This window comes from Ruegeria sp. YTSA144, assembly GCF_059610125.1.
This window is the reverse complement of record NZ_JBXWNA010000001.1, coordinates 1,223,235-1,240,285: the sequence shown is the minus strand read 5'-3', so window position 1 is coordinate 1,240,285 and position 17,051 is coordinate 1,223,235. Positions and strand designations below refer to the sequence as shown.

Below are 17,051 nucleotides of genomic sequence, written 5' to 3'. Positions count from 1 at the left end.
GCAGCCGCTTAGTAGATGCTGGCCGAGAAATAGTTCGAGGTGATCTTCTCGTGCGTTCCATCGGCGAGAATTGCCGCGATGCCCTTGTTCAGCGCTGCAAGCAGGTCATCATCGCCCTTGCGAACACCGGCGCCAACGCCTCGCCCCAGGATAGCCGGATCATCTGCGACGGCGCCTTTGATTTCACAGCATGCCCCGGCATCCGAGTTCACGAAGTCCGCCATGGCAATACTGTCGGCCTGTGTGGCGTCAATACGGCCTGCGAACAGGTCCTGGTTGGCCTCATCCTGAGTCTGATAAACTTTCAGCTCGGAATCCTTGAAGTATTCCTGTGCATAAGCCTGATGGATGGTCGAAGCCTGAACGCCGACAACCTTACCGGCCAGCGACTCGGGGGTCGCTTCGATATCCATCGATTTGTCCGCGACGATGACGGCAGGTGTGTTGTAGTAAGGATCGCTGAAATCAATGGTTTTCAGCCGCTCCTCGGTGATCGACATTGATGCCATGATGGCGTCGATCTGCTGTCCGGTCAGCGACGGGATGATACCGTCCCAGGCCACCGGTGTGATGACACAGTCAAGCTCCGCGGCGGCGCAGACCGCATTGATGACATCGATCTCCCAACCGACCCAGTTGCCTGAGCTGTCCAGCGACGCGAAGGGCGGATAAGGTTCGGCCGCGATGCCGATCTTGACCTCTTCGGCGCTGGCGACACCAGCCGAAAGGACAGCGGCGGCAAGGCCGGACGCGAGCAGTTTCTTGATGTTCATTTTGATACTCCCTTTTGGTTCATTATGTGTTGTTTTTCCGGATCAGGCGACCGAGCTGAGGAACTGCTTCAAGCGTTCTGATTTCGGGTTGCCGAAGACCTCGGCAGGTGGGCCCTGCTCTTCGATACGGCCCTCGAAGAGATAGACAACGTGGTCTGCGACTTCGCGTGCAAATTTCATTTCATGGGTGACAAGCAGCATTGTGCGCCCTTCGGCGGCAAGATCGCGGATCACGGTCAGAACCTCGCCAACAAGCTCGGGATCAAGCGCCGACGTGGGCTCATCGAAAAGCATCACCGAAGGATCGACCGCAAGCGCCCGGGCGATGGCGGCGCGCTGTTGCTGACCACCCGAAAGATAGGCCGGATAGGTGTCGGCCTTGTCGCCGAGGCCCACCCTCTTCAGCAGTTCATGCGCCCGCGCGATCGCCTCTGCCTTCGGCACCTTGAGGACATGCACGGGCACTTCGATCACGTTTTCCAAAAGCGTACGGTGTGTCCACAGATTGAACTGCTGGAAGACCATGGCCAGCCGTGTGCGGATACGTTCGATCTGACGGCGGTTGGAAGGGCTGCCATCCACGTGCATTTCAACCAGTTCGCCGCCAATGTTGATCTTTCCTGAACTCGGCGTTTCCAGAAAGTTGATGCAGCGCAGCATGGTGGATTTTCCAGAGCCTGACCCCCCGATAATGGCAACAACATCCCCCTTGTTTGCGGTCAGGGATACGCCTTTCAAAACCTCCAGCGTGCCAAAGGATTTGTGCAGATCCTCAACCTTGATCGCCTCGTCGGGCGTGGTTGCTTCGGGTGCGGGTGAAACTGCTTTGGCTGTGTCCATATCCAAGAATCTTCTGATTTCAGCTTGCAGTAAGCCCCGAATCTCGCAATTATGCAAGTGTATAATAACTCCATGCCATGGATGACACTGACGTGCAGGACGACAGCCGCAAATTCAAACGTGAGTCTGCCGAGTTTCGCCGCGAGGCGCTGATTCTGGCGACTTTGGATCTGATCGCCGAGATGGGCGTTCGGGGCGCCACAGTGCGTGAGATCGCAGCCCGCGCGAACGTGACCCAAGGGCTGATCCGGCACTATTTCTCATCCAAGGAAGACCTGGTTCAGGCGGCGTATGAGCACCACATGAATACGCTGACAGACCAGACAGCTGCTTCTTCAGGAAAGGGAAGCGCGGTTTCTCGGCTGACCAACTTCGTCGACGCGTCACTGCGACCGCCAATCGTCGATCCAAGCGCTGTGGCCTTGTGGGCAGGGTTCCTGAACAAGGTGCAGCATGACCCGAAAATGCAGCGCATTCACCAGCAAACCTACAACTATTTCCGGGATCACCTCGAGAAGCTGATCGTTGCTGCGCTGCAAGAAACTGGGCGTTCGGTTGATGCGTCAGAGGCAATGCAACTGGCCATCGCCTGCAACGCGGTGATCGACGGCCTGTGGCTTGAAGGGGGCGCGCTTCCGGATGCTTTTTCCGAAGGCCAACTGGCGCAGATCGGTTTGGATTCCGTCAGCGCCATCGTCGGGATTCCATTGACCAAAGAAGTGGAGCAGTCATGAAGACCACATCCGTGACAGAACGGTTGGCGGGCTTGGGGGGCGCCAAATGGGGCGTGCACCTGAAAGCGCGCGACCTTATCAAGGCCGGAGCGGATATCGTCGAAATGACGATAGGAGAACCGGACGTGCCCGTGCCGGACGCATTGGTCGAAGCCACCGTAACCTCATTGCGGGCGCAACGGACAGGGTATTCCAATGGGCGCGGAGAAGCCGGACTGCTAGACGCGCTGGCTGCGCGCTACTCTGCCTCGCGTGGGCGGGCATTCGGACCTGAGAATTTTCTGTGCTTTCCCGGGACGCAGACCGCCCTGTTTGCAGCCATGGCCGGGGTCGCAGAGTCGGGCGACGAAGTGCTGGTCGGCGATCCGATGTACGCGACCTATGAAGGTGTCGTTCGCGCATCTGGGGCCGAGAGGGTGCCCGTACCGCTGCGGCCCGAGAAAGGGTTTCGCATGCAGGCCGCAGATATCGCGGCCCGCATCACTCCGCGCAGCCGTGCCATTCTTCTGACTACGCCGCATAACCCGACGGGCGCGATCCTGACCGCCGCGGACATTGCCGAGATCGGGCAGCTGGCGATTGCGCATGACTTGTGGATCATCTCGGACGAGGTTTATGAAGAATTGATCTTTGACGGTGCCCGATTTGTTTCTCCATTGGCGGATCCGGAACTTGCGGATCGTGTCATTGGCGTATCATCCATTTCGAAATCTCATGCCGCTCCGGGGTTCCGCAGTGGCTGGTGTGTCGGGCCCGCCGCGTTCTGCGAAGCGCTGCTGCCCTATTCCGAGACCATGCTTTTTGGCAATCAGCCTTTCATCGCGGACATGACCGAAAAAGCGATCTGCGACGGGTCCGAGGTTGCCCCCGGCATGGCCGCCCGCTTTTCTGGCCGCGCGACCCTGCTGGCCGATCGTCTTGAAGCGGAAACGGATCTGAAAGTTCACCGGCCCGAGGCGGGAATGTTCGCACTCATCAATGTCTCTGCCACCGGGCTGGATGGCGAAGCCTTTGCCTGGGACCTGCTACAGGCCGGGGTGGCCGTCATGCCGGGGTCCGCCTTTGGGGACAGCCTGAAGGACTGGGTGCGGGTCGCCCTGACGATCAGTGACACGGACTTTGGAACTGCGGTTTCCCGTATCATCGATCACGCCAACAGCAAATCACGTGAGGTCGCATGAGCGGTATGACAATTGGCGAAGCTCTGGTTGCCAAGCTTTGCCAAAGGGATGTGACCTGCGTCTTTGGAATACCAGGCGTTCACACGGTGGAACTGTACCGAGGGCTTGCCGCTTCTGGCATACGACATGTTACGCCCAGACACGAACAGGGAGCGGGTTTCATGGCCGATGGCTATGCGCGTGTGGCGGGCAAGCCGGGTGTTGCCTTTGTGATCACCGGCCCCGGATTGACCAATACGCTGACGCCGATGGCGCAGGCGCGGGCCGATTCAATACCGATGCTGGTGGTGTCCGGGGTCAACAAAACCGGATCGCTTGGCAAGGGTTTGGGGCATCTGCACGAATTGCCAGACCAAATGGGGCTGGCGAAAACGGTTGCGTTGGTGTCCGAACAGGTCACCGGCCCCGGCGCTCTGGACCCGGTCTTGGCGCGTGTTTTTCACAACTTCACCAACGGTCGCCCCGGGCCGGTACATATAGAGGTCCCGCTGGATATCGCAGCGGCGGAATATCAGGAAACAGCAGTCGAGACGCCTGACCCTGATCCTCCGGTCAACTCGGCTTTGATCAGGCAGGCCTCAGGGCAACTGACTGACGCAAAGAAAGTCGTCATTCTGGCGGGCGGCGGGGCGAAACGTGCCGAGGCGGGATTGCAAGCACTGGCCGAAGCCCTGGATGCCCCTGTTGTGCAAACCGTCAATGCGCGCGGCCTGATGCACGGGCACGCTCTGACCGTTCCGGCCAGCCCCAGCCTGAAGGCGGTGCGCGCATTGCTGGAAAGCGCCGATTGCGTTCTGGCCTTGGGAACCGAGCTTGGGCCAACCGATTATGACATGTATGCCACCGGTCAGGTTGCGAAACTGTCCGGCCTGATACGGGTTGAACGGTGCAGCGATCAGCTTTCACGGCATGAGGCAACGATTGCCATTCAAGGCGACGTCGACCTGGTTGTGCCAGCACTGTATGAGGCCCTGCCGCAGAGGGCACGGCAAAGCGACGGTGCGGAACGTGCCAGATCAACGCGCGACGCGGCCTGGCAGGAGATCGGCCCGGATTATCGCAAACAGGTGGAGATACTGAATGCGATGCGCTCTGCGTCTCCGAATGCTCTGATGGTCGGGGATTCCACCCAGCCCATTTATGCCGGCAATCTTTACTATGACCACGACCGGACAGGTGGCTGGTTCAATGCGGCAACGGGGTATGGTGCGCTCGGCTATGGCATACCCGCCGCCATCGGCGCGTCGATTGCCGATCCAACGGCGCGGGTAATATGCATCGTCGGCGATGGCGGAGCGCAGTTTTCAATGCCGGAAGCAATGGCCGCAGTAGACGAAAACCTGCCGGTCACGTTCGTGATCTGGAACAATCACGGGTACCGGGAAATCGCCACATCGATGCAGGATGCAGGTGTGACGGTCGTTGGATGTGACCCCACACCCCCCGATTTTGCAGCGACAGCCAGATCCTTTGGCATTCCACACACCAGGGTTCCCGATAACCCTCAGGCCGTCGCACAAGCGTTACGCGAAACGGCGGCCCTGGACGGGCCCGCGATGATCGAAGTCACCGCTCCGAAATTCGAACCTCAGAGAGATTGAAACATGTCAGACCCAACTTTTGAGTTTTCCCGCGCGATCACCCGCCGCCCGGCACCGACCATAGCTGATGGATTGCGCGCAGAAGATATCGGAAACCCGGATTTCGATGGGATGATGGCCGCGCATGGGGCATATGTGGCAGCACTGAAAAGCACCGGGGCCGAGGTGATCGAGCTTGATCCCCTGGATGCGTTCCCTGACGCGCAGTTTGTCGAAGATACGGCGCTGTGCCTGCCGCAGGGTGCTGTGCTGATGCGGCCGGGCGCGCCTTCGCGTATGGGGGAAGTGGCCGAGATCGCTCCGGCTCTGCGTGCCTGCTATGATACGGTAACACAGATCAAAGGTCCCGGCCATATCGAGGGCGGAGACATCCTTGTAACCGGTCGCGAAATCCTTGTGGGCCGGTCAGACCGCACCGACGCGGAAGGTGTCGAGGAACTGGCGAAAATCACCTCTGAATGGGGTTACAAACTGCGGGAAGTGTTCACGCCCGAGGGCGTTTTGCACTTCAAAACGGATTGTTCGCTGATGGATGCCGAGACAATCCTTGCGACCCGGCGATTGGACGCTTCGGGCTGCTTTGAAGGCTACCGGGTGCTGCATGTTGCAGACGGTGAAGAGGCAGCGGCCAACGCGATCCGGTTCAACAATCTGGTGCTGATGGCCGCTGGCTTCCCTCGCACCGCAGAGATGCTGGATCGCGAAGGCTATGAGGTCATTGAAATTGACAATACCGATTGTGCAAAGCTTGATGGTGGCATGTCCTGTCTGTCATTGAGATTCTGAGGGTCAGCTGCCGGATTCAGACCCCAGTGAATTCGGCAGGTTGGCGTCTTGATGGTTCGAAAGACGAGCGGTGAACAAGCTTGGTCTCTTCCGGTTACGCATGCAGCTTCAGTTTGTGTCACACCTGTGTGTCACACCGCTCTAATGCTTGCTATCTGGTTGTTCTGTTAGGTTTTGGTGGAGCCTAGGGGAAACGCCACAGAACGCCTAATGCACTGATAGTAAACACTATTGTAGTGTGTTGGTTTGCAGTGTGTCTCACCATAGTGTCACACATAGAAGTGCACAACCTGCTACGTTGAACTGTGTACATCCAAACACACACCAGACTACTGTCTTCTACTGGTGCGGAAGGTTGCGGCTGGCCTGCATTTGCTGAACATCGTCGGGCCAAGTGGAACGTATGTAGGCCAGCACGTCCCATATGTCTTCGTCAGTTAGGGTGCTTTCAAAGCCGGGCATGCCACTATTGAAGTCTTGGATGCCGCGTGCCGCCAATGCGTCTGCTCCACCTAGTTTGCTATACTCAAACAGTAGCTGGTTATCATGGTGCCATGTGTGCCCTGTCACGTCATGTGGTGGTGCAGGTAACACTCCGTCATCGTCGGGTGTTTGCCAGTTGGGTTGGCCTTCCAGATTAACTCCATGACATGAGGCACAGTGCTCTGCGTAGTGTTCTTGCCCATTCGCAAGGTCTCTGTCTAACAACTCATGGTCTGCAGCGACGCTAGTACCAATACTGCATAGAGCGAGTGCACACAGGTGTTTGTTCATCTCTACCTACCTTAACTCGGAAGTGTTAGTACGCTGGTGAGTGTCGCCGTTGTCGCCAAAACCACTAATACGACTATTGCCTCGACCTCGATAGATCGAGCGAGGTGTCGCGCTGCTTTAGCCTCTCCACTTTGCATGGACGGAACAAATCGGAGCTTGTTCGCTGCGGCGAGGATCAACAACAGCCCCACAAGGAACACTTTGAACAACAGTGCCTGCCCGTAGCCAGTGAACAAGAGCCCTTGGAGATTGCCGATAAGTAACCAAGCCATCCATAGGCCAGCACCGATCAAAGCCGGTACAACCAACGCGGCAGTTTGCCCAAACCTATTACCAAGTTCAGCAGCATCTGTCAGGTGTTCAGGCATGAGAGCCATACTCCGCAGCGGGCTAAAGATGCCCACCCAGAAGGCTACACATAGCAGATGCAACAGGAGCAAGAGTTGGACGCCAAAACTCTCTAGTTCGGGCACGTGCCCGATCTGTGCAAAGGACCACAAAGCCACTGTGCCACCCAACAATGCGATCCATAGACCAAACCGAGGAACAGACAGTCCCACAAGGATCATCACTGCGCCGATAAGGCGGTAGACAAGGACGTCGCCCACGGATGTCTGCCAAAGTAGACCAAGCATCTCTGGATCGACCATGCCGTCAATTCCGCCTGTTAAGGCGGCTCCACGAAGCATGAAGCCAACTACCGTTGCGGCGAGAGCAAGGCACGCTAAGGCCCTAGCTTGGCGCTTCATCACTCGGTGAATCGGTGCGACAAAGCCGGAATAGAGGCAGCTAACAATCATTAGCCCGGTGGAGCCCGCAAAGCCGATGTAGAGCCCCAGCTTTGCGAAGACTGCGGCAATACCCCAAATGTCTGGCATGCTCATTCCACGGTAAAGGAAAACTCGCCCTGCATCGCATGGCCATCTTCACCTAAGCCTCGCCATTCAATGACATAGGTGCCCGTTCCATTGCTCGGCAGTGGGATCGTGAATTTCTGACCAAAACTTGTCTGGTCGCCCAAATCTAGGCTTACTGCCGAGTGTTCTTCATGGGCTATCTCTATCAGTGTCAGTCGGATGTCCTCAGAGAAGTTGAGGCCGATTTCAACGGGCACAGTAGTTATTGTGGCTCCGTCGGCAGGGGTTGTTTCATCGACCTTGGAATGCGCCAGTACGCCGCTGGGAAGGGCAGACATGAGTGCGAGCGTTATGATCTTTTTCATGGTCTTGTCCTCAATTGATCCCGTTGGCACGTTGAATTTCACGAATGTACGCGATCACCATGGCAACGTCACCTCGCGTCAGACCTTCCACGGGCGGCATGTCGCCAAACTGCCAATGGTGGCTTCTTACACCTTGTGAAACCGCCCTCTGAAAGGCTTCATCAGCGTGGTGGCTGGGTTCGTATATTTTGTGGATCAGAGGCGGTCCTGCGCCTTCTACACCGACCGCATTGACGCCGTGGCAGGAGGCGCAGGAGACCTCAAAGACACGCTGGCCGATTGCGGCATTACCCTCGATGGGCGGCATCTGAATTGCGACCATAGCATCGCCTTCAAGTGGTTCCTGTGGTGCGGCCTCTTCGATTGAACCGGGTCGAAGAGTTATGAAAGCGGCGACGGCAGCGACGGTGCATACGCCGACTAGTAAGTATCTTTTTTTCATGGGTTGGTCCTGACATTCTGGAAGCTGGTAACGCTGCGACACATCGCGAACAGCCGCACGTGCCGTTCGCTTACGTCCGCAAGGATTTACGCTGCTTCAAAGGTCAGGGGGCCTGTAAGGGCTGTCTGGTTCATTCAGCTTGGCTTGGGCTCTACTCTGGAACTCGGGGTCAATATCCAGTTGATCCTGCTCGGCTTCACGGTTCTGGGACAGCAATACAACTGCTTGACAGAAAGCGGGGTTACATTCCTCGGTTCCTGAACTGTCCGGGTCATGGTGGGTGGTTGAGGTTGTGATATCGCCACTGCTCATTGCTTCGACAGTGTGTTTTGCCGATTGCATTTGGCCTTCACAGTGGTGGCCGATGCAGCCAATTGATAGGGCCTGAGCAATGGTGCCCAACCCGGTCAGGATGACCAGAACGCTGACTAGCAGAACACGGGAGTATCGCCTTATGACCATGGTTCGGGACGCTAATGCAGAGGAAGACACATTACAACGTTGGTACACTAGGTATTTTGTAGCGACCAGTTATGCCTTGGGTCCAAGGCGGATGTTCAAGACGTGATTTAGGCCATTTTCCACTGGAAAAACCTCTCACTCACACCAGTATCCACCATAACGTGCAGTGTGTTTGCGGACTTCTCTGCGTTTGTTTTGAACTAAACAATTAACAAGGCCCGATCCTGTGGAAGTATTGATACTGCTTATCATTGTAGGGGTAGTAGTGCTGTTCGTGGTACGCAGCAAACGCCAGCCCGACAAAAGCACTAAGCCGACCTACCAACCAACTTCGGACTTGAAGCCGAGATTGGATGCATCCAGCCTCCAAGTGGTTCAGCAGCCGTCACGTTTCGATGCTGGCAGTGCAGTACCAAAGCCTACAAGTTTTCATGCTGGCAGGCCGGAAGACATCTAAAACAGATAGATAAGCAATTTGCTATCTATTATATATACCAAGTATATCAATTTGGTGGTTTACCATGGCTAGCTATACAGGTGATTTGCACTATGGTGCTATGTATAGATATTGATCTACTATACTAGGTATATACAGTCAGTGTGCATACTCTGTGTATCACACAACTAGATACACTATGTATATACGTATATTTATATATATGGAATACTATCCAGCTATTAGCTAAGGTGTATAGTATCAGTATATACATCCGGTAAGCATGCTATGAATATCAACTATGATAGTGATCTATGGTCACATACTATGTTCATACATCAGGTATACCATTCAGGATTGGTACAATCTGGTATTCAAACCAATACATAACCGTGCAGCGGCAGACAGATGACGGGATTTCGTCACCTATCCGGTTTTATGTATTCAATTGAGGGAGGGCTAAGTCGGTCTCAGCAAATATGCACACAGATTGCAAAGAAGATAGATAACCCGGCACGAGCGTACATCTGTTCAGGGACAGATTTCACCTCTCCTTTCCGCCAACAAATGGGGTAGCAGCGGTCAGCGTTGACCTGCATTGAGTATCCGGTATACCGATGCACGGCTGATTTCGAGGTCTTTAGCGATCTTGGTAGCGCCGACGCCTTTACCTGCCAGAGCAAGCACCTCGTCAGACTTTGCCAATGCGGTTGGCTTGCGCCCTTTGTACTTTCCGGCAGCTTTGGCCTTGGCAATTCCTTCACGCTGACGTTCCAGCATGATCTCGCGCTCAAACTCGGCAACACTTCCCAGCAGGTTCAACATCAGCTTCCCTTGGGCCGTGGCAGTGTCGAGACTTAGGCCCAAAATCGTCAGGTGCGCCCCAGCGGCGTCAAGCTGGCTGCGGACTTCCATCAGGTGGGTCATAGAGCGCGCCAGACGATCCAGCTTGGTGACTACTAGGTGATCACCCTCACGAATGAAGTTCAGCGCCTCTGTGAGCTTCTCACGCGCTCTGACGTCCACTGAGGATACCTGTTCGGTGAATACCTTGTCACACCCGGACCGTTCCAGTTCCCGCAACTGAGCATCAAGCCCCGCCGTTTGATCCAAAGTGGAAGTTCTTGCATAGCCAACAAGCATGATCTGTTCCGTCTCGCAAAATCTTAAATATTGAGATACATATCGTCTCAAAAGGCGAAGTCAATATCTATGAGACACAATTTGCGTGTGTGCCAGTTGTGTCGCTGGGGCAGCCTCTTTTGGGCATCTTGTACGCAATGATACCCGAAGGGTCTTGCGTGTGGTGTTTGGTCTGGTGTGGGGTTTCGGTGTCGTGTCAGGAAGGGGCCAACGGAAGTAATATATGCCATGTCGGGACAGTAAGAGATACGCATGCAGCTTCATTTTGTGTCACACCTGTGTGTCACACCACTCTAATGCTTGCTATCTAGTTGATCTGTTAGGTTTTGGTGGAGCCTAGGGGAGTCGAACCCCTGACCTCTTGCATGCCATGCAAGCGCTCTCCCAACTGAGCTAAGGCCCCATCTAGGTACCGCTGATGCGGTGGACGGACGTTTAGGAGACAGTGACGACGAGTGCAAGTCCAAAAATGGAATCGAACGCGAATTTCCGCACCAAGCTGTACGTGGAACGAAAAAGGCGACCCTGTGGTCGCCTTTGACGTGATCAGTTTTCGTCTTCCGAAGACATGTCGGTGATATCATCCAGCGAAACGTCATCACTGGTGTCATCATCGTCATCCAGCAGATCGTCATCCAGTTCGACGTCGACAGAGTCGTCGTCATCCAGTACCAGCTCCTCTTCCGACGCGTTTTCACGCGCCTTGACCGAGGCGGCATCTTCTGCATCCGCCGCGATCATGCGGCTTTTGGATGTTTCAAGCTCCACGATCTCGCCAGTGTAGGGGCTGATGATCGGGTCCTTGTTCAGGTCGTAGAATCGCTTACCGGTGGTCGGGCAAACGCGCTTTACGCCCCATTCTTCCTTGGGCATGTCAAATCCCCTTGATATCAGGTGAGTCGTCTAAATGATTCAGCTCACCTGCCACAGGCAGAGGGCACTGTCAAAGTCTTTGCGCAAGAGAGGTCGCGATATGAGAGAGCACGCATTGCCAGGGACGCCGCCGGTGCCGCTGAGGCTGCGCAAATCCGCCCGGGCGCGGCGCATCAGTTTGCGAATTTCTCAACTGGATGGCCGGGTTACGCTGACCTATCCGGTCGGAGTGCCTGAATCCGAGGCGCTGAGTTTCGCGCGTACCAAGGAAGAGTGGATTCGCCAGCATTTGCAGGACAGGCCGGAAACGGCCGTGGTGCAGTTCGGGCAGAAGATACCGATTGAAGGCATTGTCCGGCGAATCGTGCCGGCGAAGGGTCGGCGTGTTCAGTTACTGGCGGACGAGGTCGCAGTGCCGGAAGGGTCCGAGGCGCGCAGATTGGCCCGGTTTCTGAAGGAATTGGCGCGGGACCGTCTGATCGGCGCGTGCGATGATTACGCGGCAATGCTGGGGCGGTCGTACAGCACGCTCAGCCTGCGCGACACGCGGTCACGCTGGGGATCATGCAGTTCGCACGGTGGATTGATGTTCTCGTGGCGGCTCATTCTCGCGCCGTCCGAGGTGCTGCATTATGTGGCCGCACACGAGGTGGCGCATCTTGCCCAGATGAACCACTCGCCCGCGTTCTGGGAACAGGTGGAACGCATTTTCGGCCCCTATCAGCAACCCCGACGCTGGTTGCGCGACAATGGGGCAGAGTTGCATCGATACAGGTTTGACGCAAAGCCGAGTTGACCTTGCGCTGTTTTGTGATCACATAAGCGGATGCTGAGCACACGCCCGTCTGACACCCAAACTGCCACTCATGACCGGGTGTACCGCGCCCTGAGATCTCGAATCATGCATGGCGAGATGGCGCCGGGTCAGGCGCTGACCTTGCGTGGCATCGGCAAGGAATTCGGCGTCTCGATGACCCCGGCGCGAGAGGCCGTGCGCCGTCTGGCCGCCGAGGGGGCTTTGTTTCTGTCCAATTCCGGCCGGGTCTCGACACCTGAATTGACCAACGACCGGATCGAAGAATTGGCGGCCTTGCGCGCGTTGCTGGAAGTCGAGCTGGCCAGCCGGGCTCTGCCCCGGGCGCATATTGCGCTGATCGACCGGTTGCAGACCATCAACATGACCGTTGCCGAGATGGTGACCAAGCGGGACGCGGTTGGGTACATCCGTTCAAATCTGGAGTTTCACCGCACCCTGTACCTGCGGGCTCAGGCGCCCGCGATGCTGGCCATTGCCGAAACGGTCTGGCTGCAACTCGGGCCGACGATGAGGGCGCTTTACGGGCGTCTCAGGCGCACTGAACCACCGCATTATCACAAGCTGATCATTGCTGCTCTCAAGGCAGGGGACGAACCGGGCTTGCGCTTGGCGGTCCGCTCGGACGTGACGCAGGGACTGCGTTTGCTGGTGAGCTGAGCGGCATCCCGCCGACCTTTCTGCGCACAAGATAGAGGGTTTCACTGTTCTGGCCTGTTCAGCCCGACTGGGTTACTCTTGAGGCAAATCACAAACAAGAGCAGACCACAGCCATGATCACTCGCCGGACTTTTTCCATTTGCCTTGGATCTACATTGTTGGCCGCCTGCACGGGTGGCGGCGCGCCATCCAGCGCGCCTGCGTCGCGTATGCGGTCCGTTCCCAATGCAGGGTGGGATGCCTGGGTCGCCGGGTTCAAGGGCAGGGCGGCATCGCAGGGAATTTCACAATCCACAATTGACCGCGCTTTTCAGGGGGCAGGGTACCTTCCCGATGTGATCGAGCGCGACCGCAATCAGGTAGAGTTCAAGCGTTCGCTCGAGGATTATCTGGCCATTGCCGCCTCGGACGAGCGGATCAGCACCGGCCAGAAGATGCTGCGGCAATACAACGGGACGCTGTCGCAGATCGAGGCGCAGTACGGGGTAGACAAGGAAATCGTCGTTGCAGTGTGGGGGCTGGAAAGCCGCTATGGGGCGCGTCGCGGCGATGTGCCCGTTGTGTCAGCTCTGTCGACACTGGCTTATGATGGGCGGCGTGGTCAGTTCTTTGAAAGCCAGTTGATCGCGGCGCTGAAGATCCTTCAGAATGGCGACACCACGCCTGACAAGATGACCGGCAGCTGGGCCGGTGCGATGGGGCATACGCAGTTCATTCCAACCTCCTACCTGGCCTATGCGGTGGATTTCACCGGCGACGGGCGGCGGGATATCTGGTCGGATGATCCGACGGATTCGCTGGCTTCGACCGCTGCTTACCTGTCGCGCGCAGGCTGGGTGCGGGGGCAGCCCTGGGGGGGCGAGGTCGGAACGGTTTCCGGTACTCCGGTGGCCGTGCTGCAACCGCAGGTGCCCGGACCGCGCATTGCCGTCTTCCGCAATTTTCAGGTCATCAAGCGCTATAACAATTCGGACAGTTACGCGATCGGGGTCGGTCATCTGGCGGACAGAATCGCCGGCGGCGCTCCGTTTCAGGCCTCGTTCGGGCCAGATGCAAACGGTCTGACATTGGACGACCGCAAGGAATTGCAACGGCGGCTGACATCCCAAGGGTATGATACGAAAGGCGCGGACGGGGTGATCGGCAAAAACACAACGTCAGCCATCAGCGCGTATCAAAGCGCCAATGGCCTTGCGGTCACCGGAGAGCCCTCGGTTGCCTTGTTGCGCAGGTTGGGTGGCTGACGGTTACGCCGCCAACCCCTTTGAGCCGATATCGAGGAATTTTTGACGGCGGTCCTGAATCAGGGTCGCCGCATCTTTGCCGTCCAGTTCCGCCAACATATCGGTGAGAGCCGCGCGTACAGCTTCGACAGCGGCCGGACGATCGCGATGCGCGCCGCCCTTGGGTTCAGGGATGATCCGGTCGCAAACGCCAAGCTTGTGAAGGTCCTGAGCGGTCAGACGCAGCGCTTCGGCCGCTTCACGCATCTTTTCTGCATCTTTCCACAGGATCGATGCGCAACCTTCCGGCGAGATCACCGAATAGACCGAGTGTTCCAGCATCGCCACGCGGTTGGCGGTGGCAAAGGCCACGGCCCCGCCCGAGCCGCCTTCGCCGATGATGACCGACACCAGCGGCACACCGATCTTCAGGCACATCTGGGTCGACCGGGCAATCGCTTCGGACTGACCACGTTCCTCGGCGCCCTTGCCGGGATAGGCGCCGGCAGTATCGATCAGGGTGATCACCGGCAGGCCAAACCGACCGGCCATCTCCATCAGGCGGACCGCCTTGCGATAACCTTCGGGCCGGGCCATGCCGAAATTTCGTTCGATCCGCGATTTGGTGTCGCTGCCTTTTTCATGGCCGATCACCATGACCGGTTGATCGTTGAAACGTGCAAGCCCGCCGATCACGGCCAGATCATCGGCAAAATTGCGATCTCCGGCCAAAGGGGTGAATTCGGTGAACAGGGCATCGACGTAATCGCTGCAATGCGGGCGTTCCGGGTGTCGGGCGACCTGGCATTTCCGCCATGGGGTCAGGTCGGCGTAAAGCTCATCCAGAAGCTTGGCGGCTTTGGCGTCCAACGCGGAGGCTTCTTCGGTTACGTCCATCTCTTCGTTGGTGCGGGCCAGCGCACGCAGCTCTTCAGCCTTGCCTTCAATTTCAGCCAGCGGTTTTTCGAAATCCAGATACTGGGTCATGACGCCTCTCAACGCGAAAGTTCCCTGCTATATGGCCTGATGGTGCTCCGGATGCAACTCGGCAAGATCCGAGTGGTGAAGATGTTCGATTTCAGATGGGTGAATGGAAAAACGGATACTGAAGGCCGCCGCCAAGAAGGACCCCGCGCTGCGCGTTCTGACCTGCACCCACGACAGTCTAACGCGGCGTCTGACCCTGTACCCACCCGACACCGCGCCCGAGGATGTGCTGGCCGAAACTTGCCTGCTGTCGTAGCGGGTCAACCGGGCCAGAGAACGGGATAGAGCGAGGCCACAAGCAGCACCGCCATTGTCCAGTTGAACACAATCAATCGGCGCGGGTTCGTCAGCACCCGCGACATTTGCTGTCCAAGAAAGGTCCATGTGCTCACCGATGGCAGGTTGACCGCCCCGAAAACCAGCGCAACGAGGGCAATTGCGTGCAGGGTCTGACTGGGTGTGTAAGCGGTCGTGGCGGTCAGGGCCATGGCCCAGGCTTTGGGGTTCACCCACTGAAAGGCAGCGGCCTGTAGAAACGTCATGGGAGTCCCCGCTGCCAAAGCGCCCCCGGCCGGTGCGGCATGTGCGATCTTCCATGCCAGATAAAGCAGATAGATCACCGACACGACCTTCAGCACTGAATAACTGACCGGATATCGGTCAAAGACCTGAACCAGCCCGGCCCCGACCAGCAGCACCATGAGCGTGAAGCCAAGGCCAATGCCCAGCATATGCGGGATGGAACGCCGAAAGCCGAAATTCGCACCCGATGCCATCAGCATCAGATTGTTCGGCCCGGGCGTAATGGATGTCACGAAGGCAAAGGCGATGAGGGCCAGAAGGATGTCGTAGGTCATACTGCGAAGTATCGTCCGACCGGCAGCAAATGAAATTGCTTTTTCGTGCGTGTTTCGGCTATTTCTGCAACTTGTGATGAAGAATGATCAGATAAATCGCCAGATATTGCACGAACTGACCCGTGATGGGCGCATCAGCAATCTGGAACTGGCCGAACGGGTCGGGCTGTCGCCTTCCGCCTGCCTGCGTCGTGTTCAAGAGCTTGAGAAGGCCGGCGTGATCACCGGCTATCGTGCGGTTCTGAACCCGGCGGCGATGGGTGTCGGCTTTGTCGCCTATATCGGGGTCGGTCTTGGCGAACACACGAAAGCGGCGCAAGAGGGGTTCGAGCGGGCCCTGCAACAAGCCCCCGAAGTGGTCGAATGTCACAACATCACCGGTACGATCGAATACCTGCTGCGCGTCGAATGCGCCGATCTGCCGTCCTACAAGACCTTCCATACCGAGGTGCTGGGAACGTTGCCGCATGTCACGTCGATCACGTCCTATGTGGTCATGGGGTCGCCCAAGGATCTGCGTGCGTAGCCTCTGCAATTGTGAAGCCACACTCTCTTGCAGCGCAAATTTTCAGAGCCTAGTGTCACTGTAATGACGTTGCCAGGGGATATGCCCAGCCAAAACGGCACGCAAACAGGGAGATTAGGATGAAACTCGTTCGAACAGTGGCGACCGCAGTTGCCATGTCGGTCATTGCCGGGGCCGCTTTGTCTGCCCCGCTGAAACTGCAACCTGCCAATCCACAGCCTTCTCCGAAGGCAGGGTTGAATGTCAAATACATTGGTACAGGAAATCAGCACAAGAAGATCCGGGATCTTAGTCAGGCAAAAAGCATGCTGTCTAAGGCGAAGCCCGGAAAGCCGTTGCGTGGGTTGGATTACAGGGACACAAGCAAGGGTGAGGACGTCATGACGTTCGACGAGGCCTACAACGTTGCCGCCGAGGTCACAGGGTATATGCGGTTTGACTCACCGGGCGTTTACGAGCTGGAAACGTGGTCGAATGACGGGATAGAAGCTTGGGTTGGCGGCCAGCAGATTGGCCTTGTCAAGGGTATTCAGGGCTGTGAAGCCAATCAACGCACCGAAGTGGAGGTGCCCAAGGCGGGCTGGTATCCATTGAAGATCGTCTATTTCCAGAAACTGGGAACCTCTTGCCTGATGATGAAGTCAGGAAAGAAGGGGGAACGCTTCACATGGACGCCCAATGACGTTTTTGGCCGTTGAGGAATTCACAAAAGGGCGC

General features: G+C 57.0%; 20 protein-coding genes and 1 tRNA gene. 10 read left to right on the top strand and 11 right to left on the bottom strand.

The features are described 5' to 3' along the window. Positions 1–8: 8 nt before the first annotated feature. Entirely contained in the window at positions 9–773 is a 765-nt protein-coding gene (locus AC2FF8_RS06250; protein ID WP_170346003.1) for a transporter substrate-binding domain-containing protein, read from the bottom strand. Positions 774–815: 42 nt separating this feature from the next. Beyond that, positions 816–1,613: an ABC transporter ATP-binding protein gene (locus AC2FF8_RS06245; protein WP_496879200.1), complete on the bottom strand. Its 798-nt coding sequence runs from the start codon at positions 1,611–1,613 to the stop codon at positions 816–818. Between the two features lie 77 nt (positions 1,614–1,690). Here AC2FF8_RS06245 and AC2FF8_RS06240 point away from each other — a divergent pair, with 77 nt between their 5' ends. The 4 genes from AC2FF8_RS06240 to AC2FF8_RS06225 are packed head-to-tail and all read left to right on the top strand — an operon-like array spanning position 1,691 to position 5,915. After that, entirely contained in the window at positions 1,691–2,347 is a 657-nt protein-coding gene (locus AC2FF8_RS06240; RefSeq protein ID WP_174818450.1) for a TetR/AcrR family transcriptional regulator, read from the top strand. After that, entirely contained in the window at positions 2,344–3,528 is a 1,185-nt protein-coding gene (locus tag AC2FF8_RS06235; protein WP_496879199.1) for a pyridoxal phosphate-dependent aminotransferase, read from the top strand. Before AC2FF8_RS06240 ends, AC2FF8_RS06235 begins: the two co-directional genes overlap by 4 nt. Further along, on the top strand, positions 3,525–5,129 hold the full coding sequence (locus tag AC2FF8_RS06230) for a 5-guanidino-2-oxopentanoate decarboxylase (RefSeq protein WP_496879198.1): 1,605 nt from the start codon (positions 3,525–3,527) through the stop codon (positions 5,127–5,129). Before AC2FF8_RS06235 ends, AC2FF8_RS06230 begins: the two co-directional genes overlap by 4 nt. A gap of 3 nt (positions 5,130–5,132) precedes the next feature. Further along, complete coding sequence (locus AC2FF8_RS06225) at positions 5,133–5,915, top strand: dimethylarginine dimethylaminohydrolase family protein (protein ID WP_425078868.1); 783 nt, start codon at positions 5,133–5,135, stop codon at positions 5,913–5,915. A 339-nt stretch (positions 5,916–6,254) separates the two neighbouring features. Here the strand turns inward: AC2FF8_RS06225 and AC2FF8_RS06220 are convergent, their stop codons facing one another. The 7 genes from AC2FF8_RS06220 to AC2FF8_RS06190 all read right to left on the bottom strand — a co-directional run bounded on the left by AC2FF8_RS06220 (position 6,255) and on the right by AC2FF8_RS06190 (position 11,267). Next, positions 6,255–6,689 carry a c-type cytochrome gene (locus tag AC2FF8_RS06220; protein ID WP_480683647.1) on the bottom strand — a complete coding sequence of 145 codons (435 nt, stop codon included), beginning with the start codon at positions 6,687–6,689 and terminating at the stop codon, positions 6,255–6,257. 11 nt (positions 6,690–6,700) lie between these two features. Next, positions 6,701–7,567, bottom strand: a complete 867-nt coding sequence (locus AC2FF8_RS06215; RefSeq protein ID WP_480683648.1) for a CopD family protein — start codon at positions 7,565–7,567, stop codon at positions 6,701–6,703. A gap of 2 nt (positions 7,568–7,569) precedes the next feature. Then, complete coding sequence (locus AC2FF8_RS06210) at positions 7,570–7,911, bottom strand: copper resistance CopC family protein (protein WP_496879197.1); 342 nt, start codon at positions 7,909–7,911, stop codon at positions 7,570–7,572. A gap of 10 nt (positions 7,912–7,921) precedes the next feature. After that, the gene (locus tag AC2FF8_RS06205; RefSeq protein ID WP_480683650.1) at positions 7,922–8,353 is read right to left on the bottom strand and encodes a c-type cytochrome; all 432 of its coding nucleotides are present in this window, start codon (positions 8,351–8,353) and stop codon (positions 7,922–7,924) included. Positions 8,354–9,833: 1,480 nt separating this feature from the next. Further along, on the bottom strand, positions 9,834–10,394 hold the full coding sequence (locus AC2FF8_RS06200) for a recombinase family protein (RefSeq protein ID WP_496879196.1): 561 nt from the start codon (positions 10,392–10,394) through the stop codon (positions 9,834–9,836). 327 nt (positions 10,395–10,721) lie between these two features. Next, positions 10,722–10,797, bottom strand: a tRNA-Ala gene (locus AC2FF8_RS06195). Positions 10,798–10,940: 143 nt separating this feature from the next. Further along, positions 10,941–11,267 carry a TIGR02300 family protein gene (locus AC2FF8_RS06190; RefSeq protein WP_496871436.1) on the bottom strand — a complete coding sequence of 109 codons (327 nt, stop codon included), beginning with the start codon at positions 11,265–11,267 and terminating at the stop codon, positions 10,941–10,943. A gap of 100 nt (positions 11,268–11,367) precedes the next feature. On the opposite strand from AC2FF8_RS06190, the gene AC2FF8_RS06185 reads away from it, so the two are divergent. The 3 genes from AC2FF8_RS06185 to AC2FF8_RS06175 all read left to right on the top strand — a co-directional run bounded on the left by AC2FF8_RS06185 (position 11,368) and on the right by AC2FF8_RS06175 (position 13,985). After that, positions 11,368–12,063 carry a M48 family metallopeptidase gene (locus AC2FF8_RS06185; protein ID WP_496879195.1) on the top strand — a complete coding sequence of 232 codons (696 nt, stop codon included), beginning with the start codon at positions 11,368–11,370 and terminating at the stop codon, positions 12,061–12,063. Positions 12,064–12,093: 30 nt separating this feature from the next. Continuing rightward, positions 12,094–12,741: a GntR family transcriptional regulator gene (locus AC2FF8_RS06180; protein ID WP_170346010.1), complete on the top strand. Its 648-nt coding sequence runs from the start codon at positions 12,094–12,096 to the stop codon at positions 12,739–12,741. Positions 12,742–12,854: 113 nt separating this feature from the next. After that, a complete protein-coding gene (locus AC2FF8_RS06175; RefSeq protein ID WP_496871440.1) occupies positions 12,855–13,985 on the top strand; it encodes a lytic murein transglycosylase in 1,131 nt (376 codons plus the stop codon). A 3-nt stretch (positions 13,986–13,988) separates the two neighbouring features. Here AC2FF8_RS06175 and AC2FF8_RS06170 read toward each other — a convergent pair whose 3' ends face one another. After that, complete coding sequence (locus AC2FF8_RS06170) at positions 13,989–14,951, bottom strand: acetyl-CoA carboxylase carboxyltransferase subunit alpha (protein WP_496879194.1); 963 nt, start codon at positions 14,949–14,951, stop codon at positions 13,989–13,991. 103 nt (positions 14,952–15,054) lie between these two features. Between AC2FF8_RS06170 and AC2FF8_RS06165 the strand changes: the two genes are divergently transcribed. Beyond that, on the top strand, positions 15,055–15,207 hold the full coding sequence (locus AC2FF8_RS06165) for a hypothetical protein (RefSeq protein WP_170346013.1): 153 nt from the start codon (positions 15,055–15,057) through the stop codon (positions 15,205–15,207). Between the two features lie 4 nt (positions 15,208–15,211). On the opposite strand, the gene AC2FF8_RS06160 is transcribed toward AC2FF8_RS06165, so the two are convergent. Next, entirely contained in the window at positions 15,212–15,808 is a 597-nt protein-coding gene (locus AC2FF8_RS06160) for a LysE family translocator (protein ID WP_257599314.1), read from the bottom strand. A gap of 73 nt (positions 15,809–15,881) precedes the next feature. Between AC2FF8_RS06160 and AC2FF8_RS06155 the strand changes: the two genes are divergently transcribed. Further along, the gene (locus tag AC2FF8_RS06155) at positions 15,882–16,334 is read left to right on the top strand and encodes an Lrp/AsnC family transcriptional regulator (RefSeq protein WP_496759560.1); all 453 of its coding nucleotides are present in this window, start codon (positions 15,882–15,884) and stop codon (positions 16,332–16,334) included. 119 nt (positions 16,335–16,453) lie between these two features. Continuing rightward, positions 16,454–17,032 carry a PA14 domain-containing protein gene (locus tag AC2FF8_RS06150; protein WP_170346016.1) on the top strand — a complete coding sequence of 193 codons (579 nt, stop codon included), beginning with the start codon at positions 16,454–16,456 and terminating at the stop codon, positions 17,030–17,032. Positions 17,033–17,051: the final 19 nt, after the last annotated feature.